Source organism: Pseudomonas sp. Z5-35, assembly GCF_051131945.1.
GTDB lineage: Bacteria > Pseudomonadota > Gammaproteobacteria > Pseudomonadales > Pseudomonadaceae > Aquipseudomonas > Aquipseudomonas marvdashtae.
Window position 1 is genome coordinate 3629930 of the sequence record NZ_CP071640.1, and the last position, 20131, is coordinate 3650060.

15 protein-coding genes and 1 other RNA gene are annotated in these 20131 nt (G+C 60.2%); 6 read left to right on the forward strand and 10 right to left on the reverse strand.

Going from position 1 to position 20131, the window contains the following annotated elements; all coding sequences use genetic code 11:
* Nucleotides 1–603: 603 nt before the first annotated feature.
* From J3P95_RS16595 to J3P95_RS16605, 3 genes are all read left to right on the forward strand, one after another.
* On the forward strand, nucleotides 604–849 hold the full coding sequence (locus tag J3P95_RS16595) for a hypothetical protein (RefSeq protein ID WP_434580473.1): 246 nt from the start codon (nucleotides 604–606) through the stop codon (nucleotides 847–849).
* Nucleotides 850–1485 carry a helix-turn-helix transcriptional regulator gene (locus J3P95_RS16600; RefSeq protein ID WP_434580471.1) on the forward strand — a complete coding sequence of 212 codons (636 nt, stop codon included), beginning with the start codon at nucleotides 850–852 and terminating at the stop codon, nucleotides 1483–1485.
* A gap of 568 nt (nucleotides 1486–2053) precedes the next feature.
* Nucleotides 2054–2647, forward strand: coding sequence for an HNH endonuclease (locus J3P95_RS16605; protein ID WP_434580469.1), 594 nt, complete (start codon nucleotides 2054–2056; stop codon nucleotides 2645–2647).
* A gap of 513 nt (nucleotides 2648–3160) precedes the next feature.
* Here J3P95_RS16605 and J3P95_RS16610 read toward each other — a convergent pair.
* The 10 genes from J3P95_RS16610 to J3P95_RS16655 form a co-directional block, all read right to left on the reverse strand.
* The gene (locus J3P95_RS16610; RefSeq protein ID WP_434580467.1) at nucleotides 3161–3700 is read right to left on the reverse strand and encodes a hypothetical protein; all 540 of its coding nucleotides are present in this window, start codon (nucleotides 3698–3700) and stop codon (nucleotides 3161–3163) included.
* A gap of 48 nt (nucleotides 3701–3748) precedes the next feature.
* Nucleotides 3749–5149, reverse strand: a complete 1401-nt coding sequence (locus tag J3P95_RS16615) for a DUF6538 domain-containing protein (protein WP_434580465.1) — start codon at nucleotides 5147–5149, stop codon at nucleotides 3749–3751.
* Between the two features lie 82 nt (nucleotides 5150–5231).
* Nucleotides 5232–5328: signal recognition particle sRNA small type (gene ffs / locus J3P95_RS16620), an RNA gene on the reverse strand.
* A gap of 123 nt (nucleotides 5329–5451) precedes the next feature.
* A complete protein-coding gene (locus J3P95_RS16625) occupies nucleotides 5452–6612 on the reverse strand; it encodes a zinc-binding metallopeptidase family protein (RefSeq protein WP_434580463.1) in 1161 nt (386 codons plus the stop codon).
* A gap of 98 nt (nucleotides 6613–6710) precedes the next feature.
* Entirely contained in the window at nucleotides 6711–7121 is a 411-nt protein-coding gene (locus J3P95_RS16630; protein ID WP_434557862.1) for a putative toxin-antitoxin system toxin component, PIN family, read from the reverse strand.
* Nucleotides 7121–7360 (reverse strand): ribbon-helix-helix domain-containing protein, encoded by a 240-nt coding sequence (locus tag J3P95_RS16635; RefSeq protein WP_434580461.1) that lies wholly within the window; start codon nucleotides 7358–7360, stop codon nucleotides 7121–7123. Before J3P95_RS16635 ends, J3P95_RS16630 begins: the two co-directional genes overlap by 1 nt.
* A gap of 83 nt (nucleotides 7361–7443) precedes the next feature.
* A complete protein-coding gene (gene ligA / locus J3P95_RS16640; protein WP_434580459.1) occupies nucleotides 7444–9801 on the reverse strand; it encodes an NAD-dependent DNA ligase LigA in 2358 nt (785 codons plus the stop codon).
* A gap of 148 nt (nucleotides 9802–9949) precedes the next feature.
* The gene (zipA, locus tag J3P95_RS16645) at nucleotides 9950–10795 is read right to left on the reverse strand and encodes a cell division protein ZipA (RefSeq protein WP_186609866.1); all 846 of its coding nucleotides are present in this window, start codon (nucleotides 10793–10795) and stop codon (nucleotides 9950–9952) included.
* Between the two features lie 210 nt (nucleotides 10796–11005).
* Nucleotides 11006–14494: a chromosome segregation protein SMC gene (smc, locus tag J3P95_RS16650; protein WP_434580456.1), complete on the reverse strand. Its 3489-nt coding sequence runs from the start codon at nucleotides 14492–14494 to the stop codon at nucleotides 11006–11008.
* 1 nt (nucleotide 14495) lies between these two features.
* A complete protein-coding gene (locus J3P95_RS16655) occupies nucleotides 14496–15155 on the reverse strand; it encodes a GntR family transcriptional regulator (protein ID WP_434557867.1) in 660 nt (219 codons plus the stop codon).
* Between the two features lie 275 nt (nucleotides 15156–15430).
* Here J3P95_RS16655 and xdhA point away from each other — a divergent pair, with 275 nt between their 5' ends.
* Genes xdhA through xdhC form a run of 3 tightly spaced genes read left to right on the forward strand, consistent with a single transcriptional unit; the run spans nucleotide 15431 to nucleotide 20123 of the window.
* Entirely contained in the window at nucleotides 15431–16885 is a 1455-nt protein-coding gene (gene xdhA / locus J3P95_RS16660) for a xanthine dehydrogenase small subunit (RefSeq protein WP_434557868.1), read from the forward strand.
* Complete coding sequence (xdhB, locus tag J3P95_RS16665) at nucleotides 16878–19271, forward strand: xanthine dehydrogenase molybdopterin binding subunit (RefSeq protein WP_434580453.1); 2394 nt, start codon at nucleotides 16878–16880, stop codon at nucleotides 19269–19271. The genes xdhA and xdhB overlap by 8 nt, the downstream gene beginning before the upstream one ends.
* A gap of 15 nt (nucleotides 19272–19286) precedes the next feature.
* Nucleotides 19287–20123, forward strand: a complete 837-nt coding sequence (gene xdhC, locus J3P95_RS16670; protein ID WP_434557870.1) for a xanthine dehydrogenase accessory protein XdhC — start codon at nucleotides 19287–19289, stop codon at nucleotides 20121–20123.
* The last annotated feature ends 8 nt before the right edge of the window (nucleotides 20124–20131 follow it).

Sequence of the window (20131 nt, forward strand, 5' to 3'; positions counted from 1 at the left end):
TTACAGCCAGTCATTGATAAACTGACAGCCCTTCCAGCCGCGTATGCGACGTCCACGGCTATTTACCACCAGTCATTGTATAAACGGCCTTTAACTTCCTGACATCTCGGGAATTGGTCGTTCGCGTCGCAACTGGCGAATTGTCACCAGTCCTAGCAGAAACCCACCGTTTGCCCACCCTGCCTGGTCCCTCCAGCGCGGGGCGTTGGCACGTTCATCGCAACAGGAAACTAATCCATGAAACATCAACAGCAGACACCCTCGTCCGCTTAAACGTATACCTACTCCGCGACCACATTGCCCACTTGATCGTGATTGCCGACCACCTGGCGAAGACCAAGCGCCGGGATACCCGCCCAGGGAAAACCCTAGAGGTGGCCCGGACTGCGGGGCTGAGGACAAACCTGTAATTAGAGCCAGTCAGGGAGAAAGGCACCCGCCGCTCTATCTTCAGACAGCGCCACGGCTATTAGGGCCAATCCTTGTGTAAACACACCGATATCCCGTCCGGCTGCACGTCAACCAAATCATGCAAACCATCGAACCTGCCTGGAAAGCCACGGCGGGGGCGTTTGCGTTTGCTATCACAGGACCTCCATCCCTATGAAACACCCATCCCCTCTGGTGCGGCTCAACCTGCACCTGCACAAAGACCACCTCAACCGGCTGACCCACCTGGCTAGCGCCATCAGCAAACGGAAAGGGCGTGATACGCGGCTCGCAGAAGCCTTGGAACTGGCCCTGGTTAGCGGCCTGACTTGGACCGACGCTGACATGCTGGACCTGGTTCTGCCCGACCGGGAGGCTCCTTACTGGCGCTCCATGGGCCCCATTGTGCGGACGCGTTGAATGGAATCAACAAACCTAAAATCCGACAGTGCTGCGCCTAGTGGTGAACTGCGCCTCCCCAAGGCCATCAGACCTATAAACGGTCGAGCAACTGTCACTATTACTGACAAGGGGCACATGTACTTCGCAGACCAAAGTACAGGAGAAATTATCCATGCGACCCGTAAGCTCCCGCGCCGTCGAGTAGAACGACAAGTGGACCTCTACGTCGGAAAGGACACCAAGTTCCCTTCCCTAGCAAGGAACAGCGAGGAATTACTAGAGGCGCTCACACCGTTCGACACTTGGCTCGACAAGCAATATTTCAGTGCCACGAAGGCTCTTGAACTGCTAGGGGCAGGTGCTTCGGGAAGCGCGGTCCACACGCTGGGATACTTGTCGCAAAACCTAACCGGAAGAAACTACTGGTTCGGTCGTATTCAGGACATAGTCAAGGCGCTGGATACCCCCCAACGAACGGTCGAACGTGCGCTCCAAGACCTCGAAAGCATGAACGTTATAAAGCGTAAAACTCAGGGGCGCACCTGGCCTATGCGCATCACAATCCACCCATGGTATGCCTGGCGAGGGGACATCCAAGGGCGCGATGACGCTTATTCAGAATGGATTCCCAAACCCGCCGAACTTGGCGGTTAAACGTGGCTGCAGCCCTTGTTTTCCAGGGCCTATGTTCCTGGACAGATATTATATAGAAGACCACCAAGGGCAGGCGGCGGCCAGGCAGTAGCGAAGCTGCTGAATGGACTCATAGAGCCTGACCAGCAATTAAGACTCTGAAAGGGGCCAAGGTTAATAGTCCCCTGTCAAAGTCTGAATCCGGTTTCCATATTAAGGGCCTAACCCCGCGCCCCTCCCCTTGAGTCTCCCTTCGTGTTGGTCGTCCTCGCTGGGCAGCCGACAGCAGCTTCGCTACTGCCAGCTACCACGGCCGCCCTAGTAATCGGAGGCACGGTCACTAGCCGACCCCAGTCCTCTCCTCACCCTAAAGCCCCACCCGTGTCGCTGTCGTCCGCCCACCAAAACACGGACTTGGGCACGATTGCTATCACGCCCTAGCCACACTCCGCCGACACCTTTCGGTCATCGGCACCAAAACCCCAACCTACACGCCAGCGCACCCACAGACTTAACGTCGGGGCGGTGTATTCGCGTGGGCGTTGGTTTCTCCCAACGGCCTCCCGGCCAATAGACAACAAACATACCAATGACTTACAAAACAACTCACTTCAACGGCACCCCAGTCACCTACAAACTGGTTAATGACGGCACTCAGGCTATCGCCGAATTCGTCTATGAGGGCGTACGAGCGCGCATATTGCCGATGTTCCCTGGATACGCTTTTACTCAGGATGGCTGGGTCCTCAGTTTTAGGAGGAATACTCCAATATTCCTTAGCCCTGGCAACACGGGCTCTGGATGCTACTGCAACGTCAATATCGGCAGCGGACCAATGGCAAAATCGCAGTTGGTACATATCCAGATTTGCAAAGCTTTCCACGTGAATCAAAGCCCGAATGAACGGACCCAGGTAAATCACATCGACGGAAACACTAGGAACAATGCGGCCAGCAACTTGGAGTGGGTCACCCCCACGGAGAACCGGCTACATGCGAATACACTGCGGAAAGCCGAGGGCCGAAAGCTGATTGTCTTGACCAAGTGGCACAAGCGGATAATTTCATCGCTTTACGCGGCTGACCCAAACATGCACGCAATATCCACCCTGCTAAAACTTCCGTACGACAGCGTTCGTCGCTTCATCAACAACTCTAAACGGATAGCCGCCAAAGCCGCATAACACGCACTATCAGCCCGCCCCCTTGTAGCGCATTGCTTACGATGTCGAACCGACTAAATCAAGGGGGCGCGGGGGCGTTGGGTGAATAGCTGGAAATTCTGTTTTGCGGGGAGACGATCTAAGGATTGACGCTCACGCAGAAGCATTACCGTGTAACAGGGGGTCCTGCATTCGAGCCCCCCTGTAGTTTTCCTCTTGAAGGCATGCCCCCCCATTTGACAGCCATCCGTATAGCGTCAATTGAAACAACACATGGCCAATACGGCGCAAACCTAGCTGGACCCGAAGTTGGCCGCGTCTGTCGCTGCCGTGGAGTAGTTGAAGCAACAGAATGACCTCCTGCAGCACGACAACGAAGCAATGCAACCAGCGGCCGCTATCGGGTAGGCAGTCGGCCCCTTCGAAGCATCACTGTTATGGACCTCGCCAGGAAACCGAACGGCGTTGACCTGCAGCAAATCCAGAAGTCCCGAGTAACCATGAACGACCTGTACCGCCTTCCCTGGAGCAACCTCAGGAACGAATCAAAACAGCGCATTCAGCCTTCATATAAGCGTCAAATGACATGTCTGCAGGCCAGTGCGCAAGATTGACAACAACGCCGCCGTACTTTTTGGCAACCCTCCCCAGTACTTTCTTAACGTCGGATGTCAGTATTGCCGAATGGACTGACCTGGCAGCTAGTGAGACATCAGCTTCATTTTTGTAAAGACCTGTTGGCCTAGTGGTCTCTTTGATAACCCCACGCTCTGCGGTCAGTATTTCGCTCTCCGCAAGGTCGATGAACCGTCCGCTGCCAAAGCCGCCCACCCGCGACTCACCGGCAGAGCCCATTTCAGCAAACCCAAAGTATGTGTCAGTACCCACAATGCCGCCTTCGATCCACTTGGAAACGTAAGCCTTCAGGTCCTCAGGCAAGGTTCGTATCTCGAACTCCGCCTCGCGGGTAATCGCGAATTTGAAGTCATCCGCAGATACGTCGATAGCAAGATCCACGCTTCTGGCAAAAAGATAATCCCAGGCATTGTTGTCCACGAAAACACTTACGGCCATCTAGTTATTCCCTTTAGGTCTGTTCGCAGTGTCACGCTCATTGTGTTTCTAGATTAGGGATTCCAAGGTCACCAACTCCATTACGGGGGCCAGCACATCCGGTCTGAAATCCTTACCATAGCGGCCGAACGTAATGCCTCCCGTTTGATGTCCCAGTAAACCACCAACTAATGCTTCAGAGACACCTTTCTGCTTCAGGTGGTCGGCCAATGTATGGCGGAAGCTGTGGAAGTCTTTCCTGACTGCGTCATCACGAAAACCTAGCTGCTCACGCACCCGTGTAAACCACTTGGACGGTGCCGCGCTGTAGCCGTGCTTTCTATGACAGGTCAACTCAGGGAATACGCGCTCACCTCCTGCTCCCCGAATCTTGTCCACATACGCCAAGAAACCCAACGCGAGAAGCTTGGAGTGTATCGGGACAAGGCGTTCGGAAGAGGCCGTCTTGAGCTTCTGGTCTGGCCTTGTAGCCCGAATATGCAGGCAAGGGATGCCATCGATGATTACCACGTCGTCAGCGTAAAGCTGGCACAGTTCGTTCAGCCTAGCCCCCGTATAAAGCCCCAGCAGGGGTAGCCAGTATTGATTTGGCTTCCGCCCATGCTCTGGTGCATACGTCACTCTGCTGAATAGTAGCTTGAGGTCATCCGCGCTGAACGCACTGCGCTCCTCGCTCACCTTTCGACGCTGGCGAACACGAAGACCTTCGAACGGATTGCGATTGCAATAGCCCTCCCTGACGGCGTACGAAAAGAACGTCGTAAGGTTCTTCACGTAGTTGTTGAACGTCGTCACGCTGATGGTCGTGGTCGCCTCCGCTATCGACTGCGCCAAGGGCTGGTCGGGCAACTGATTCAGGCGCGGGGGAAGCCTCAGCGCAGTTTCCCGGAACAGGTGCGCGTCCTTCCGCGTTATCTGGTCGATGGGCATGTCGCCAATAATGCGAGTCAACAGCACAGCTACAGCACGCTTGTCGTCAAGCGATTTGACTGTGACACCTTCACGGCGCTGCTGGGTTAGTTGTTCATCGACCACCGCAAGGAAGCCAGGCGACTGCTGAACATCCACCGTCGCTATCACGGAAGGTGCTGCTGGAACGGCCTGAGCGCCTACTGTGGGTCGTTCCGGCGGGACATGCGGCAAGGTGCCAAGCAATTGCTGCTGACGCAGCCATGAAGCCCAGCAGGCAAGGCGCTTGCCCCCTGCTTCCCACGCGCCACGTAAGCCCTCCAGTGACGGTCTGACGCCTTGGAACGCCTGCGTAAACAGCCCCTGCACCTGAGCCAGAATGTCACGCCCACGAATCAACGCCTCCCGCTTGCAGCGAGTCTGCAGGGAGCGACGGATTTCTCTTTGGGGGAACCACGGACGAATGACGTCAGGCACCACGATTCGGAAGTAATAGACCGAGTGGCGGGACAGCATTAGGTAGGACGGGATGTTCGACACGGATGTATCACTCCTTGTACCACCGCGTGGTAGAAGAGCGAAAAACCGTTATATATCAGAGAGTTATCTGATTAGGTGGTGCCCCCACCAGCCACACCCCGGCACACAATGTTCCCGCTGTGGCTGCTTCCTTCCGGATCTGACCAGGTTCACGGGTAATCGTTGCGGGGGGACCGATGGGGTCACCATAACGACGCCCGCCTGACGGCGAGCCGCGCCATTGTACCTATCTGGCGGGAAGTTACAACCGTTGGCACGGGATTAAAAACTCATGGCCTTCAAGCACTTGTAGCTGCGCGCTGCTACAACAGCACCGCATCCGCCCGACCACCCTCCTCTTGGATCACCAGATGGATGAAATGCAGCTTGGTGATGACCGCCGCCGGTACGACGAACGGGTAGAAATCCGGCTGGCCCATGCTGCGCGAGAGTTCGTTGAGCATCCCAGCCAACTCGATCCAGGCGTTGACGAACGATAGGAACGCCGTGCCGCCTGTGTGTTCCGGGTCGAACAAAGCCTCGGGCAGAAATGGCTGGTAGTCCAAATCCATTTCCCGCGCGCTCATGCCGAAGCCCAGCGCCGTGTCGACGGCGTCCATCATGTGCAGGTAATGGGCCCATGTCTCGGCCCAGTCTTCCCAAGGGTGCATGGTGGCGTAGGCGCTGACGTACCGGGTTTGCCAGTCCAGCGGCGCGCCTTGCTGATAGTGGCGCTCCAGGGCTTCGGAATAGCTGGCGCGCTCATCGCCGAACAAGGCGCGAAATGGCTCCAGCCAATGACTGTCGGCCACCAATCGATCCCAGTAGTAATGCCCCACCTCGTGGCGAAAGTGCCCGAGCAAGGTGCGATAAGGCTCGCGCATTTGTTGGCGCACGTGCTCGCGATGGGCATCGTCGGCCTCTTTGATATCGAGGGTGATCAACCCGCTGGCGTGCCCAGTGGTCGGCGGCTTGCCGTCGAGGTCGGCACCGATGAAGTCGAAGGCCAGGCCGATATTTTCATCGGCAGTCTTGGGGATCACCGGCAAGCCCAGGGTAATCAGCTGGGCCACCAGCCGCCGCTTGGCGGTTTCAACCTTGCGCCAGCGCTCAGTATTTTCCGCAACCGACAAGTCTGGAATGGTGCGATTCAAGCTGCAGGCGATGCACAAGGTGTCATGCCCGTTCGCCGGCAACAGCCAGTTGCAGGCCGCTGGTGTATCAAGATTGGCGCAACGCCTGAACAGCCCGGCCTGCGGATCGACATCCAAGGTCCAGGTGCCCGGTTGCTCGCCGGGTTGCAGAGACGACAGGCGGCTCTGCTCCGGCTGATAGCCCAGCGCCGCCAGGCATGCCAGGCACTGGCTGTTGCGAAAGAACAAGGACTGGCCGCAACGACACGGCCAGATCTTGCTGTTCCGTGACCGATCGCCCAGGAACGGTGCGGCGATGCGTGAGCTCAGTTGTTCGAAGAAGCGGTACATGGCGGTCTCTCCCTTGAGCCTGCAAGACTAGATCATCCACTACCCTTGATCGTTCCATGCTCTGCGCCACCCATGCTCGTCGAACAACAGCTCAAAGATCAAAGCACTTCGGAACAGAACACGCCGGGCGTCACTATCCGGGTACGCTCTATGTGCCCACGCTGCAATAGACCAGCGCGGCGATCCCCAGTCACTAGATAATCAGCACCGCCAGCCAAAGCCATGGCGAGCAAAAACGAGTCATCCGGATCATCGGCTTCATCCACAATGGTCAGACGCTCCAACACGAGCGCCCGCTGCAGGTTATTGATCATGGCACCCACTTTAGCGGGTTGAAGGATGGCTTGAAGCTTGGGATAGCGGCTAGCTCTGCGGATTTCATCGAGCTGCATCCGCGAAGTCACCACTTCGAAACGTGCCGCCCGCCAGGCACGGTAAATCGCATCGGGTGCACCGTGTGGCGAGATCAGCGCGCTAAATAAAATGTTGGTATCCAACACGACCCGCATCAGCGCTTACGGGCCCAGTCGAGCGCCTCATCAACCATTGAGGTAAGTTCTGCTTCACTCACGCTCGCTGTGGCCGCCTTGGCCTGCTCTGCCGTCAGTTCCAGGATATGTGCCTGCACCGCTTCTTCAATGAAGCGTGACAGGTCTCCCTTGCGGCCGCCTCCTTGGCTGGCCAGGAACATCCGAAGCGCCTGGTCAGTATCGGATGAGACGGCGACGTTCCAGCGAACCGTATTCATGGCGTTTCCTCTCCTGATAGGTGTTTGTGTGTTTATACACCTATCAACCGCTTCGAGACAACGCTCGCCGTGAACCAACGCACTCAAACAGTCATGCCATGCTTGCTCAGGAAATCGACAAACGCTTGTTCATCGAGCACCTTGAGCCCCAGCTCATTGGCCTTGGTCAGCTTCGAGCCTGCCCCAGGCCCTGCCACGACGCAGTGGGTTTTCGCCGAGACGGAACCGGCCACCTTGGCCCCCAGGCTTTCCAATTTGTCCTTGGCAACGTCGCGACTCATCAGTTCCAGCGAACCGGTCAGTACCCAGGTGTGCCCGGCCTCGGGCAAGCCTTCGACGACTTTTTTCTCGCTCCGCCAGTGCATGCCGAAGTCCCGCAGCTGCTGCTCCGCGGCCATGGCCTGCTCGCGGTTGGCGGCAATAGCGAAGAATTCGCGCACAGCATTGGCCTGCTTTTCCGGCAGTGCCTGGCGCATGTCCAGCCAGTCGGCGTCCATGACAGCTTCGAGTGAGCCGAACTTGTCCGCGAGTTTTTGTGCACCGCCCGGCCCTACCGAAGGAATGTGCAGCTTGTCCAGGAAACCGCCAAGGGTGGTGCTGGCGGAAAACTCGGCGCCCAGCTCGCCCTGGTCCTGGATCTCGAGCCCATGGCGCAGCAAGTCCTTGATGACCTGGCGATTGTGCGAGTCTTCAAAGAAACTGTGAATCTCGTGGGCGACTTCCAGGCCGACGTCCGGCAAGTACGTGAGCACTTGAGGCAAGGCGGCTTGCACGCGCTCCAGCGAACCGAGGGAGCGGGCCAGGACCTTGGCGGTTTCCTCGCCGACGTCCGGTATGCCGAGCGCATAGATGAATCGCGCCAGACTCGGCTTCTTGCTGTCGACGATGGCCGCCAGCAGGTTCTTGCTCGACAGCTCGGCGAAACCTTCCAGGTCGACGACTTGCTCGAACGTCAGCGCGTACAGGTCGGCGGGTGAGCCCACCAAGCCTTCATCCACCAACTGCTCGACACTCTTTTCGCCCAGGCCCTCGATGTCCATGGCCCGGCGCGAGACAAAGTGGATGATCGCCTGCTTGAGCTGCGCGCCACAGGCCAGGCGACCGACGCAGCGATACACCGCGCCTTCGCTGACGGTCTCACGGCCCTTGCTGCGCTTGATCAGTTGTGTGCGCTCGACGTGAGAGCCGCAGACCGGACATTGCCTGGGCACCTCCACCGCACGGGCGTTGTCCGGACGGCGCTCGGTGACGACTTGCACCACTTGCGGGATCACGTCGCCGGCGCGGCGGATGATCACCGTGTCACCGATCATCAGACCCAGGCGCGCCACTTCGTCCATGTTATGCAGCGTGGCGTTGGCCACGGTCACGCCGGCGACCTTGACCGGCTTGAGCCGGGCCACAGGCGTGACGGCGCCGGTGCGACCGACTTGGAATTCCACGTCCAGCAACTCGGTGAGTTCTTCGCTGGCGGGGAATTTATGGGCGATGGCCCAGCGCGGCTCCCGGGCGCGGAAACCCAGTTCGCGCTGCGAGGCGATGCTGTTGACCTTGAACACGACGCCGTCGATTTCGTAGGGCAGCCCATTACGCCGCTCGCCGATGTCATGGTAGTAGTCCAGGCATTCGTCGATGCCGTGGGCCAACTTCAATTCGCGACTGATGGGCAGGCCCCAGGCTTTCAGTTGCTTGAGATTGCCGATGTGGGTGTCGGCGATGTCCGAGGACACCTGGCCGATGCCATAGCAACAGAACTCCAGGGGACGGTTGGCGGTGATCTTGGAATCCAACTGGCGCAGGCTGCCCGCCGCCGCGTTGCGCGGATTGGCGAAGGTCTTGCCGCCCGCCTCCAGTTGCGTGGCGTTGAGCCGCTCGAAACCGGCCTTGGACATGTAGACCTCGCCACGCACTTCCAACACCGGCGGCCAGCCAGTGCCCTGCAACTTGAGTGGAATATTACGCACGGTGCGGACGTTGACGCTGATGTCCTCGCCCGTTGTCCCGTCACCACGCGTCGCCCCGCGTACCAGCATGCCGTCCTGATACAACAGGCTGACCGCCAGGCCATCGAGCTTCGGCTCGCAGCTATATTCCACCGCCGCGCCACCGCCCAGCAGATCGCCCATGGGCAGGTCGAGGCCTTCGGTTACCCGCCGGTCGAATTCGCGCATGGTGGTTTCGTCGAAGGCGTTGCCCAGGCTCAGCATTGGTATTTCATGGCGCACCTGACTGAACGCCGAGAGCGCCACACTGCCGACCCGCTGGGTGGGAGAGTCGCTGGTTACAAGCTCCGGGTGCTGCTCCTCCAAGGCCTTGAGCTCGTGGAACAGTCGGTCGTACTCGGCGTCCGGGATGCTGGGTTCATCGAGGACGTGGTAGCGATAGTTATGCTGGTCCAGCTCGGTACGCAGCTGTTGAATACGGGTTTCGACGGCGTTCATGGTGTTCTCTCATAAAGCAAAAGAGCAGCCGAGGCTGCTCATTTTTTCAAGACTTTTTTGGGAGGGCTTCGCCTGGAGCGCCAGCCCGGCCCAGCGGGAGCAAGCTCCCTCGCCACAAAAAGCCTTAGCCACAACGACTCTGGCGACTTCAGCGCTTTTGGGTCAGCGCCCGGCGCTCGAATTCAACGATGCGCTGGCGGTAATGCTCGATGGTCTGGGCGGTCAGCACGCTGCGCTGGTCATCCTTCAGTTCGCCGTTGAGCTCCTGGGACAGCTTGCGAGCCGCGGCCACCATTACGTCAAAAGCCTGCTTGGGATGGCGCGGACCTGGCAGCCCCAGGAAGAAGCTCACCGCAGGGGTGCTGAAATGGTCGATGTCGTCCAGGTCGAAGACGCCAGGCTTGACGGCGTTGGCCATGGAGAACAGCACCTCGCCATTGCCGGCCATGCTTTCGTGACGGTGGAAAATATCCATCTCGCCGAAACGCAGGCCACTTTCCAGAATGTTCTGCAGCAGTGCCGGGCCCTTGAAGCCGGCCGGATCGCGGCAGATCACGCTGATCACCAGCACTTCTTCGGCCTGGGCCTGTTCCTTGTCGCTGCTCGATGGCTTGCTCTCGTCCGGGAAGTCGCCGTCGCGGCTGCTGAAGCTCGGGCCGCCATCGAGGTCGAGATTGAGGTTCAAATCCCCCTGGGACGGCTCGCTGTTGCGCTTGCCACGCTTGGAACCCGACTCCTTCGGCTCACGCGCAGGCGCGCTCATCGACGGCAGGTCGTGCTCGTCCAACTGCGGCTCCTTGTGGGTGTCCAGCACCCGGGGCGGGCCCAGCAGCTCGGCGCTATCATCCTCATCGGGCAGGTTCGACAGGCTGCGGTCCAGGCGAAACTTGAGTTTCCCCTTGCCGCCGCGCATGCGACGCCAGCCGTCAAAAAGAATACCGGCAATGACTATGATGCCGATGACGATCAGCCACTCGCGCAGACCGATTTCCATGTAATCCCGTGCCTCTATAAAAATGCTGAAAAATAAGGGGCTTAGCTATTTGCAAACCGCTTTAAAACGTGGCGCCAACTCTATGTTCTGAATGGCGTTTTGCCCACGCATACGAAAAATTGACATTAAACTAGCATGACCTGCAGATACAAGCTACAAGCCGGAAGCCACAAGCCGCCTCACTTGCAGCTTGCCGCTTGAAGCTCGCAGCTAACTGTCCACCATCGCCATGGCTTCTTCCACATCCACCGCCACCAGCCGCGAACAACCCGGCTCATGCATGGTCACGCCCATCAACTGATCGGCTATCTCCATGGCGATCTTGTTGTGGGTGATATAGATGAACTGCACCGTCTCGGACATTTCCTTCACCAACCGCGCGTAACGGCCAACGTTGGCGTCGTCCAGCGGTGCGTCGACTTCGTCGAGCATGCAGAACGGCGCTGGGTTCAATTTGAAAATGGCAAATACCAGGGCCAAGGCCGTCAGGGCTTTTTCGCCACCGGAGAGCAAATGGATGGTGCTGTTCTTCTTGCCAGGAGGACGCGCCATGATTGTCACCCCAGTATCGAGTAGATCTTCGCCCGTCAGTTCCAAATAGGCGCTGCCGCCGCCGAATACTTTTGGGAAAAGCGCCTGCAATCCAGCGTTGATCTGATCAAAGGTATCCTTGAAGCGATTGCGGGTTTCCTTGTCGATCTTGCGAATGACGTTCTCCAGCGTCTCCAGCGCTTCCACCAGATCATCGTTCTGGGCGTCCAGGTAACGCTTGCGCTCGGACTGCTGCTGGTACTCGTCGATGGCGGCCAGGTTGATCGCGCCCAGGCGCTGGATGCGCTGGGCAATGCGCTCGAGCTCTTCCTCGGCGTCTTTCTCGTTGGCACCCGCGACCAAGGTGGCGAGCACGCCGTTGAGGTCGTAGCCGTCCTCCAGCAACTGATCCTGCAAAGCCTTGCGGCGCACGGTCAGGGCTTGCCATTCCATGCGCTGCTGTTCCATCTGGCCGCGTATCAGCTGGGATTGCTGCTCGGCCTGGCTGCGGCGCTTCTCGGCATCGCGCAGTTCGCGGTCGGCATCCTCCAAGGCGATCTGCGCGGTCTTGAGTTCCTCGTCGACGCTCATGCGCTTGTCGAGCAACTCTTCGAGCTTGAGGCGCAGCTCTTCCAGCGGCGCCTCGCCCTCCTCCAGGTTGAGGCTCAGCTGCTCGCGTTTTTCCGTCAGGCGTTCGGACTGCATTTCCAGGCGTTCCAAGGCCTGGCGCGTGGAATCGTATTGCGCCCTCAGCGAGCCAAGACGCACCGCCAATTGATGGGCATGGTCCTTGTGCTGACGCGCTTCCTGGCGCACCCGATCGAGGCGCTCGCGCAGGCTGTCGCGCTGGGCCAACAGCAATTCACGCTGCTCGGTGTCCAGCGCCATCGCATCGAGGGCGTCTTGCAGTTGCAATCGCGCTTCGCCGATCTGCTCATATTCCAACGCCCGTTGCTCGCCCAGCTCGGCGATTTCTTCATCGAGACGGGTGCGACGCAGGGCCAATTGCTCGACCTTGGCCTTGCCGGCGGACAGCTGCGCCTTGAGCTCGCCTTGCTGGCGCGCTTCGTCCTGCAACAACCGACGCAAGTGTTCACGGCCATTCTCCTGCTGACGCTGTTGTGCGCGCAGGTTCTGCAATTCGGTTTCCAGGGCTTCGACGCTGGCTTCGCGCTCTTCACGCTCGGCGCCCAGTTGCTGGATTTCCTGGCCGCGGGCGAGCATGCCGCTCTCGGCTTCGCCGGCCCGCCGCACCCTGAGGAAATGCCGACCCACCCAATATCCGTCAGGGCTGATCAGGCTTTCGCCGGGAGCCAGTTGCCCGCGCAGGACCAACGCCTGTTCAAGGCTGTCCACCGGCTTGACCTGCCCCAGCCAGGGCGACAGGTCCACCTGGGCCTCGACTTTGTCGAGCAGGCTGCCAGGCACTCGGACGCCGTCGCCGGCCGGACTGAGCAGGCGCAGATCACCCTGTGCAAAACCGGAAAGATCGAAGCCAGCGAAATCATCCACCAGCACCGCTTGCAGGTCGGCTCCCAACACGGTTTCCACCGCCAGCTCCCAGCCAGCGTCGACCTTCAGCCCTTCGGCCAAGCGCGGGCGTTCGGCCAGGTGCTGGTCGCGCAGCCATTCGGCCGTCCCGGTGCCAGGGTCGAGCGCGGCTTGCTGCAAGGCTTCAAGCGAGGCGAGGCGCCCGTTGAGCCGCTGCAATTCGCCCTGGGCTTGCTGCTGGTTCTGCAACGCCAGTTGCAAGGCCTGGCGCAGTTGCTCAAGGCGTTCGACCTGGGCGTCTTCGCTGGCTTGCAAATCCTCGAGGGTGGCTTCGCTGGCGGCCAGTTGTTCGCCCAGCTCCAGAATCGCTGCGTCTTCCGGGTCAGCAGCGAGCAATGCCCGTTCTTCAGTCAGGCGGCGCTGCCGTTCGGCCAGGCGCTCCATGCTGGTTTCCAGCTGCTGGATGCGTGACTGCTGGACTTCAGCCTGGCGCCGTGGTTCGGCGGAGGTGAGGTTGAAGCTGTCCCACTGCTCTTGCCAGCCGTGCATGGTCAGCTCGGCTTCCTCCAGGGCAGCGGCGGCTTCTTCGGCGGCGGCGCTGGTGATTTCTTGCTCCGGTGTGAGCCGGTCCAGTTCCTCGCCCAGGGTCAGCAACAAGGTGCGGTCATGCCCGAGGTGGGATTCGGTTTCCAGGCGCGCGCGCTCGGCCTCCTTTAAATCGTCCTGCAACTGACGCAGGCGTTGCTGGCCATGCTGGATGCTCTGTTCAACCCGGGCGATGTCGCCGCCCACCGAATAGAAGCGCCCTTGCACCAGATTGAAGCGCTCGGAGAGTTCATGGTGCCCGTCGCGCAAGCGCTCGATGGCCGCATCGGCGTTGCGCTGTTCGGCCACCAACGCTTCGAAGCTGACTTCCTGGTTGCCGATGATCGCCTCGCGCTGGCCGACCTGTTCGTTCAACGCTTGCCAGCGCAGGGCCGACAGCTGGGCCTTGAGCTGGCGCTCTTCGCCCTTGTATTCCTGGTACTTCTTCGCGGCTTCGGCTTGACGGTGCAGACGTTCAAGCTGGCGCTCGAGTTCTTCGCGCAAGTCGGTCAGGCGCGCCAGATTTTCATGGGTACGGCGGATACGGTTTTCGGTCTCGCGACGCCGTTCCTTGTACTTGGAAATGCCGGCTGCTTCTTCGATGAAATTACGCAAATCTTCCGGCTTGGCCTCGATCAGCTTGGAGATCATGCCCTGCTCGATGATCGAATAGCTGCGCGGCCCGAGACCGGTGCCGAGGAAGATGTCGGTGATATCGCGGCGACGGCATTTGGTGCCGTTGAGGAAATAACTGTTCTGGCTGTCGCGGGTCACTTTGCGGCGGATGGAGATCTCCGCGTAGGCAGCGTATTCGCCAATCAGGGTGCCGTCCGAGTTATCGAACACCAGCTCGATACTGGCCTGGCTCACCGGTTTACGGCTGGTGGAGCCGTTGAAGATGACGTCGGTCATCGACTCGCCGCGCAAATTCTTGGCCGAGCTCTCGCCCATCACCCAGCGCACGGCGTCGATGATGTTCGACTTGCCGCAACCATTGGGTCCGACCACCGCCGCCATGTTGCTGGGGAAGTTCACCGTGGTCGGGTCGACGAAAGACTTGAACCCCGCCAGCTTGATGCACTTGAGTCGCACGTCAGGCCGCCGTCAAGGCAGAAACCACCAGATCGCAACTGCGCTGGGCGTAGGCCGCCAGCACGATGCGGATCTGCGGCAAATCACGCGCCAGCACGGCGGCGAGCAGGCGCTGGAACAGGTCGAGGAATTCGCTCATCTCCGCCTTGCGCTGTTCAAGGGCGAGGAAATAAGCCCGGCTCATCGCCGGCTGCAGGTTTTCGACGGTTTCCTGCAAATACGGATTGTTGGCGAATGGATAAGCGGCGCGCATCACGCTGAAGCTTTCATCGACGAAGGTGCGAATGTCCTGGCGCTCGAAAGCCTCCCGGAGGCGCTGTTGGATCGCGACGAACGGCGCCATGTCGGCCTGTTCCTCCCAGCCATTGGCCACGGCGTTGCCGAGCAGGATGTACAGCTCGCTCATCAACGCGCATAGGCTGCGTACTTTGTGCTCGGTGAGTTCGGTCACGTGGGCGCCACGGCGCGGCAGGATGGCGATCAGATGACGCCTCTCCAGAATCAGCAACGCCTCGCGGACCGAGCCGCGGCTGACGTTGAGCGCCAGCGTGACCTTCTGTTCCTGGATGCGCTCCCCCGGCTTCATTTCGCCGCGAATGATCCGCTCGGCGAGGTGGTGGGCGATTTGCTCGGCGAGGCTGTCCGGGGCCTTGAACGTCATGGTTGTCCTTCAAACTCTTCGATTTGCACAAGCGGCGCAGTGTAGCGCACTCAATACGTCATGGCGCAGGGCCTGCACCGGGTTTTTGGCACGATATAAGCAAAAAATCAGCTGCAAGCTTCAAGCTTTGAGCTTCAAGCTTTTGACTTGCAGCTCGTAGCTTGTAACCCGCAGCTGATTTCTGACCTTTGAGTCAGAAAATCATTGACCGAAAAGTCAGACCTGCTAAATTCGGTCCACGTCGATACAACAATAATGAATCTGCGAGGCCTTCCGTGATCCAGTTTTTACTCAACCAGGAACTCCGTAGCGAGCATGCCCTGGACCCGAACCTGACCGTGCTCAACTATCTGCGAGAGCACGTCGGCAAATCCGGCACCAAGGAAGGCTGCGCCAGCGGCGACTGCGGTGCCTGCACGGTGGTAGTGGGCGAATTGGACACGGACCAAAGCGGTCTCGAACGCATTCGCTACCGCAGCCTCAATTCATGCCTGACCTTTGTCTCCTCGCTGCACGGCAAGCAACTGATCAGTGTCGAGGATCTCAAGCACAAGGGCCAACTGCACAGCGTCCAACAGGCGATGGTCGATTGCCACGGCTCGCAGTGCGGTTTCTGCACGCCGGGCTTTGTCATGTCGTTGTTCGCCCTGCAGAAAAACAGCGAGCAACCCGACGCCCACAAAGCCCATGAAGCGCTCGCGGGCAATCTGTGCCGCTGCACGGGCTATCGGCCGATCCTGGCCGCCGCCGACCAGGCCTGCCGCGCTAGACAGCCAGACCAGTTCGACGCCAGCGAGGCCGAGACCATTTCGCGCCTCAAAGCCATCGCTCCGACCCAAACCGGCGAACTCAATAGCGGCGACAAGCGCTGCCTGGTGCCGCTGACCGTGGCCGACCTCGCCGACCTCTACGACGCCTATCCCCAGGCGCGCCTGCTGGCCGGCGGCACTGACCTGGCGTTGGAAGTCACCCAGTTCCACCGCCCCCTGCCGGTGATGATCTATGTCGGCAACGTCGCCGAGCTCAAGCGCATCGAGCATTTCGATGATCGCCTCGAGATCGGCGCCGCGACCGCGCTCTCCGATTGCTATGAGGCGCTGAACGCCGAATACCCGGACTTCGGCGAACTGCTGCAACGCTTCGCCTCGTTGCAGATCCGCAACCAGGGCACCCTGGGTGGCAACATTGGCAACGCCTCGCCCATCGGCGACTCGCCGCCCCTGCTGATCGCGCTCGGGGCGCAGATCGTGCTCTGCAAAGGCCAGGTCCGCCGCACCCTGGCCCTGGAGGACTATTTCATCGATTACCGGGTCACCGCCCGCCAGGAAAGCGAATTCATCGAGAAGATCATCGTGCCGCGGGCCAGCGCCGAACAGGCATTTCGCGCCTACAAGGTTTCCAAGCGCCTGGACGACGATATTTCAGCCGTGTGCGCGGCATTCAACCTGCGCATCGACAACGGCGTGGTCCGTGACGCCCGCGTCGCCTTTGGCGGCATGGCCGCCACACCCAAGCGCGCCAAACATTGCGAAGCGGTCCTGACCGGTGCGCCTTGGACCAACAGCACCGTCGAACGCGCCTGCATTGCCCTGGCCGAGGACTTCACGCCGCTGTCGGATTTCCGCGCCAGCAAGGAATACCGCCTGCTCAGCGCGCAAAACCTGTTGCGCAAATACTTCATCGAACTGCAAACGCCGCACATCGAGACTCGGGTGACCGCTTATGTCTAACCATCACGCCGTAGAGAAGACCCAAGCCGAACTGGCCGAACTGTTCGCCCGTGACCTCACCACCGGCGTGGGTCGCAGCGTCAAGCATGACAGCGCCACCAAGCACGTGTCCGGCGAAGCCCAGTACATCGATGATCGCCTGGAATTTCCCAACCAGCTGCACGTGTATGCCCGGCTGTCGGACCGCGCCCACGCCCGGATCATCCGCATCGACACCACGCCTTGCTACGCCTTCGAGGGCGTGCGCATCGCCATTACCCATGCAGACATTCCAGGCCTGAAGGACATCGGCCCGCTGCTGCCCGGTGACCCGTTGCTGGCGATTGATGATGTGCAGTTCGTCGGGCAACCGGTACTGGCGGTCGCGGCCAAGGACCTCGAGGCTGCACGCAAGGCGGCCATGGCCGCGATCATTGAATACGAAGACCTCGAACCCGTGCTGGATGTGGTCGAGGCGCTGCGCAAACGGCACTTCGTGCTGGACAGCCATACCCACCAGCGCGGCGATTCGGCCACCGCGCTGGCGAGCGCCGAGCACCGCATCCAGGGCTCGCTGCACATCGGCGGCCAGGAGCACTTTTACCTGGAAACCCAGATCTCCTCGGTAATGCCCACTGAAGACGGCGGGATGATCGTCTACTGCTCGACCCAGAATCCCACCGAAGTACAGAAACTGGTGGCCGAGGTGCTCGGTGTATCGATGAACAAAGTCGTGGTGGACATGCGTCGCATGGGCGGTGGCTTCGGCGGCAAGGAAACCCAGGCCGCCAGCCCGGCGTGCCTGTGCGCCGTCATCGCGCACCTCACCGGCCAGCCGACCAAGATGCGCCTGCCCCGGGTGGAAGACATGCTGATGACCGGCAAGCGCCACCCGTTCTATATCGAGTACGACGTCGGCTTCGACAGCAACGGACGGCTGCACGGCATCGCCCTGGAACTGGCCGGCAACTGCGGGTGCTCGCCGGACCTGTCGGCGTCGATTGTCGACCGGGCGATGTTCCATGCCGACAACGCCTATTACTTGGGCGATGCGACCATCAATGGTCATCGCTGCAAGACCAACACCGCGTCGAACACCGCCTACCGGGGTTTCGGCGGACCGCAGGGCATGGTGGCCATCGAAGAAGTGATGGATGCGATTGCGCGGCATCTGGAGCTCGATCCGCTGGCCGTGCGCAAGGCCAACTACTACGGCAAGACCGAGCGCAACGTCACGCATTACTACCAGACCGTCGAGCACAACATGCTCGAGGAAATGACCGCCGAGCTTGAGCAAAGCAGCCAGTACGCCGAGCGCCGCGAAGCGATCCGCCGCTACAACGCGGGCAGCCCGATCCTGAAAAAAGGCCTGGCGCTGACGCCCGTGAAGTTCGGTATCTCGTTCACCGCCAGCTTCCTAAACCAGGCCGGGGCGCTGATTCACGTCTACACCGACGGCAGCATCCACCTGAACCATGGCGGCACGGAAATGGGCCAAGGGCTCAACACCAAGGTCGCTCAAGTCGTGGCGCAGGTGTTCCAGGTAGAAATGGACCGCGTGCAGATCACCGCGACCAACACCGACAAAGTGCCGAACACCTCGCCCACCGCCGCCTCCAGCGGGGCCGACCTGAACGGCAAGGCCGCGCAAAACGCTGCTGAAACCATCAAGCAACGCCTGGTGGAGTTCGCCGCGCGGCAGTACAAGGTCAGCGAAGAAGATGTCGAATTCCACAACGGCCATGTGCGGGTTCGCGATCACATCCTGAGCTTCGAGGCGCTGGTGCAGCAGGCGTATTTCGCCCAGGTCTCGCTGTCGAGCACCGGCTTCTACAAGACCCCGAAAATCTACTACGACCGCAGCCAGGCCCGTGGCCGGCCATTCTACTATTACGCCTATGGCGCGGCGTGTGCCGAGGTAATCGTCGATACGCTCACCGGCGAGTACAAGATGCTGCGTACCGACATCCTCCACGATGTCGGCGCCTCGCTGAACCCGGCCATCGACATTGGCCAGGTCGAAGGCGGTTTCATCCAGGGCATGGGCTGGCTGACCATGGAAGAGCTGGTGTGGAACGACAAGGGCAAGCTGATGACCAATGGCCCGGCCAGCTACAAGATCCCGGCGGTGGCCGACATGCCGCTGGACCTGCGGGTCAAGTTGGTGGAAAACCGCAGGAACCCTGAAGACACGGTGTTCCACTCCAAAGCCGTGGGCGAGCCGCCGTTCATGCTCGGCATCGCCGCGTGGTGCGCCATCAAGGACGCCGTGGCGAGCCTGGGCGACTACAGGCATCAGCCGAAAATCGACGCCCCGGCGACACCGGAGCGGGTGTTGTGGGGGTGTGAGCAGATGCGCGGATTGAAGGTTGCCAGCGTTGAGAAAGTTGAAGCCGAAATCGTCTGATCAGTCGAGGTGAACATGTACAACTGGATCTGCGCCCTCGCGGACCTGCAAGATCGCGGCGAACCCTGCGTGCTGGTGACGATCATCGAAGAGCTCGGCTCCACGCCGCGCAACGCTGGTTCGAAGATGGTCATCAGCGCCGACCAGGCATTCGACACCATTGGCGGCGGGCATCTGGAATACAAGGCCATGGAGCTCGCCAGGCAGATGCTTGCCAGTGGGCAACAAAACACCCATCTGCAGCGCTTCAGCCTCGGTGCCAGCCTGGGCCAATGCTGCGGCGGCGTCACCGTGCTGCTGTTCGAACCGATGGGCCAGGTACAGGCGCAGATCGCCGTGTTCGGCGCCGGCCACGTCGGTCGCGCCCTGGTACCGTTGCTGGCGAGCCTGCCTTGCCGGGTGCGCTGGATCGACTCACGGCAAGCGGAGTTCCCCGAGCACCTGCCCCACGGCGTGCGCAAGATCGTCACCGACGAGCCGCTGGATGAAGTCGACGAGTTGCCCGCCGGCAGCTACTGCATCGTCATGACCCACAATCATCAGCTCGACCTTGAACTGAGCGCCGCGATCCTCAAGCGCAACGACTTCGCCTACTTCGGCCTGATTGGTTCGAAGACCAAGCGGGTCAAGTTCGAGCATCGCCTGCGCGACCGCGGCTTCGACAGCAGCACCCTGCAACGCATGCGTTGCCCGATGGGCATCGGCGAAGTCAAAGGCAAGTTGCCTGTGGAAATTGCCATCTCCATCGCCGGCGAAATCATCGCCACCTATAACGCGGATTTCGGCCAGCACACCTCGCGCGCCGAACCCATTGCCAAGTTGCTGCCGGTTTCACGCCGCAGCCAGCGTTGATTCATTAT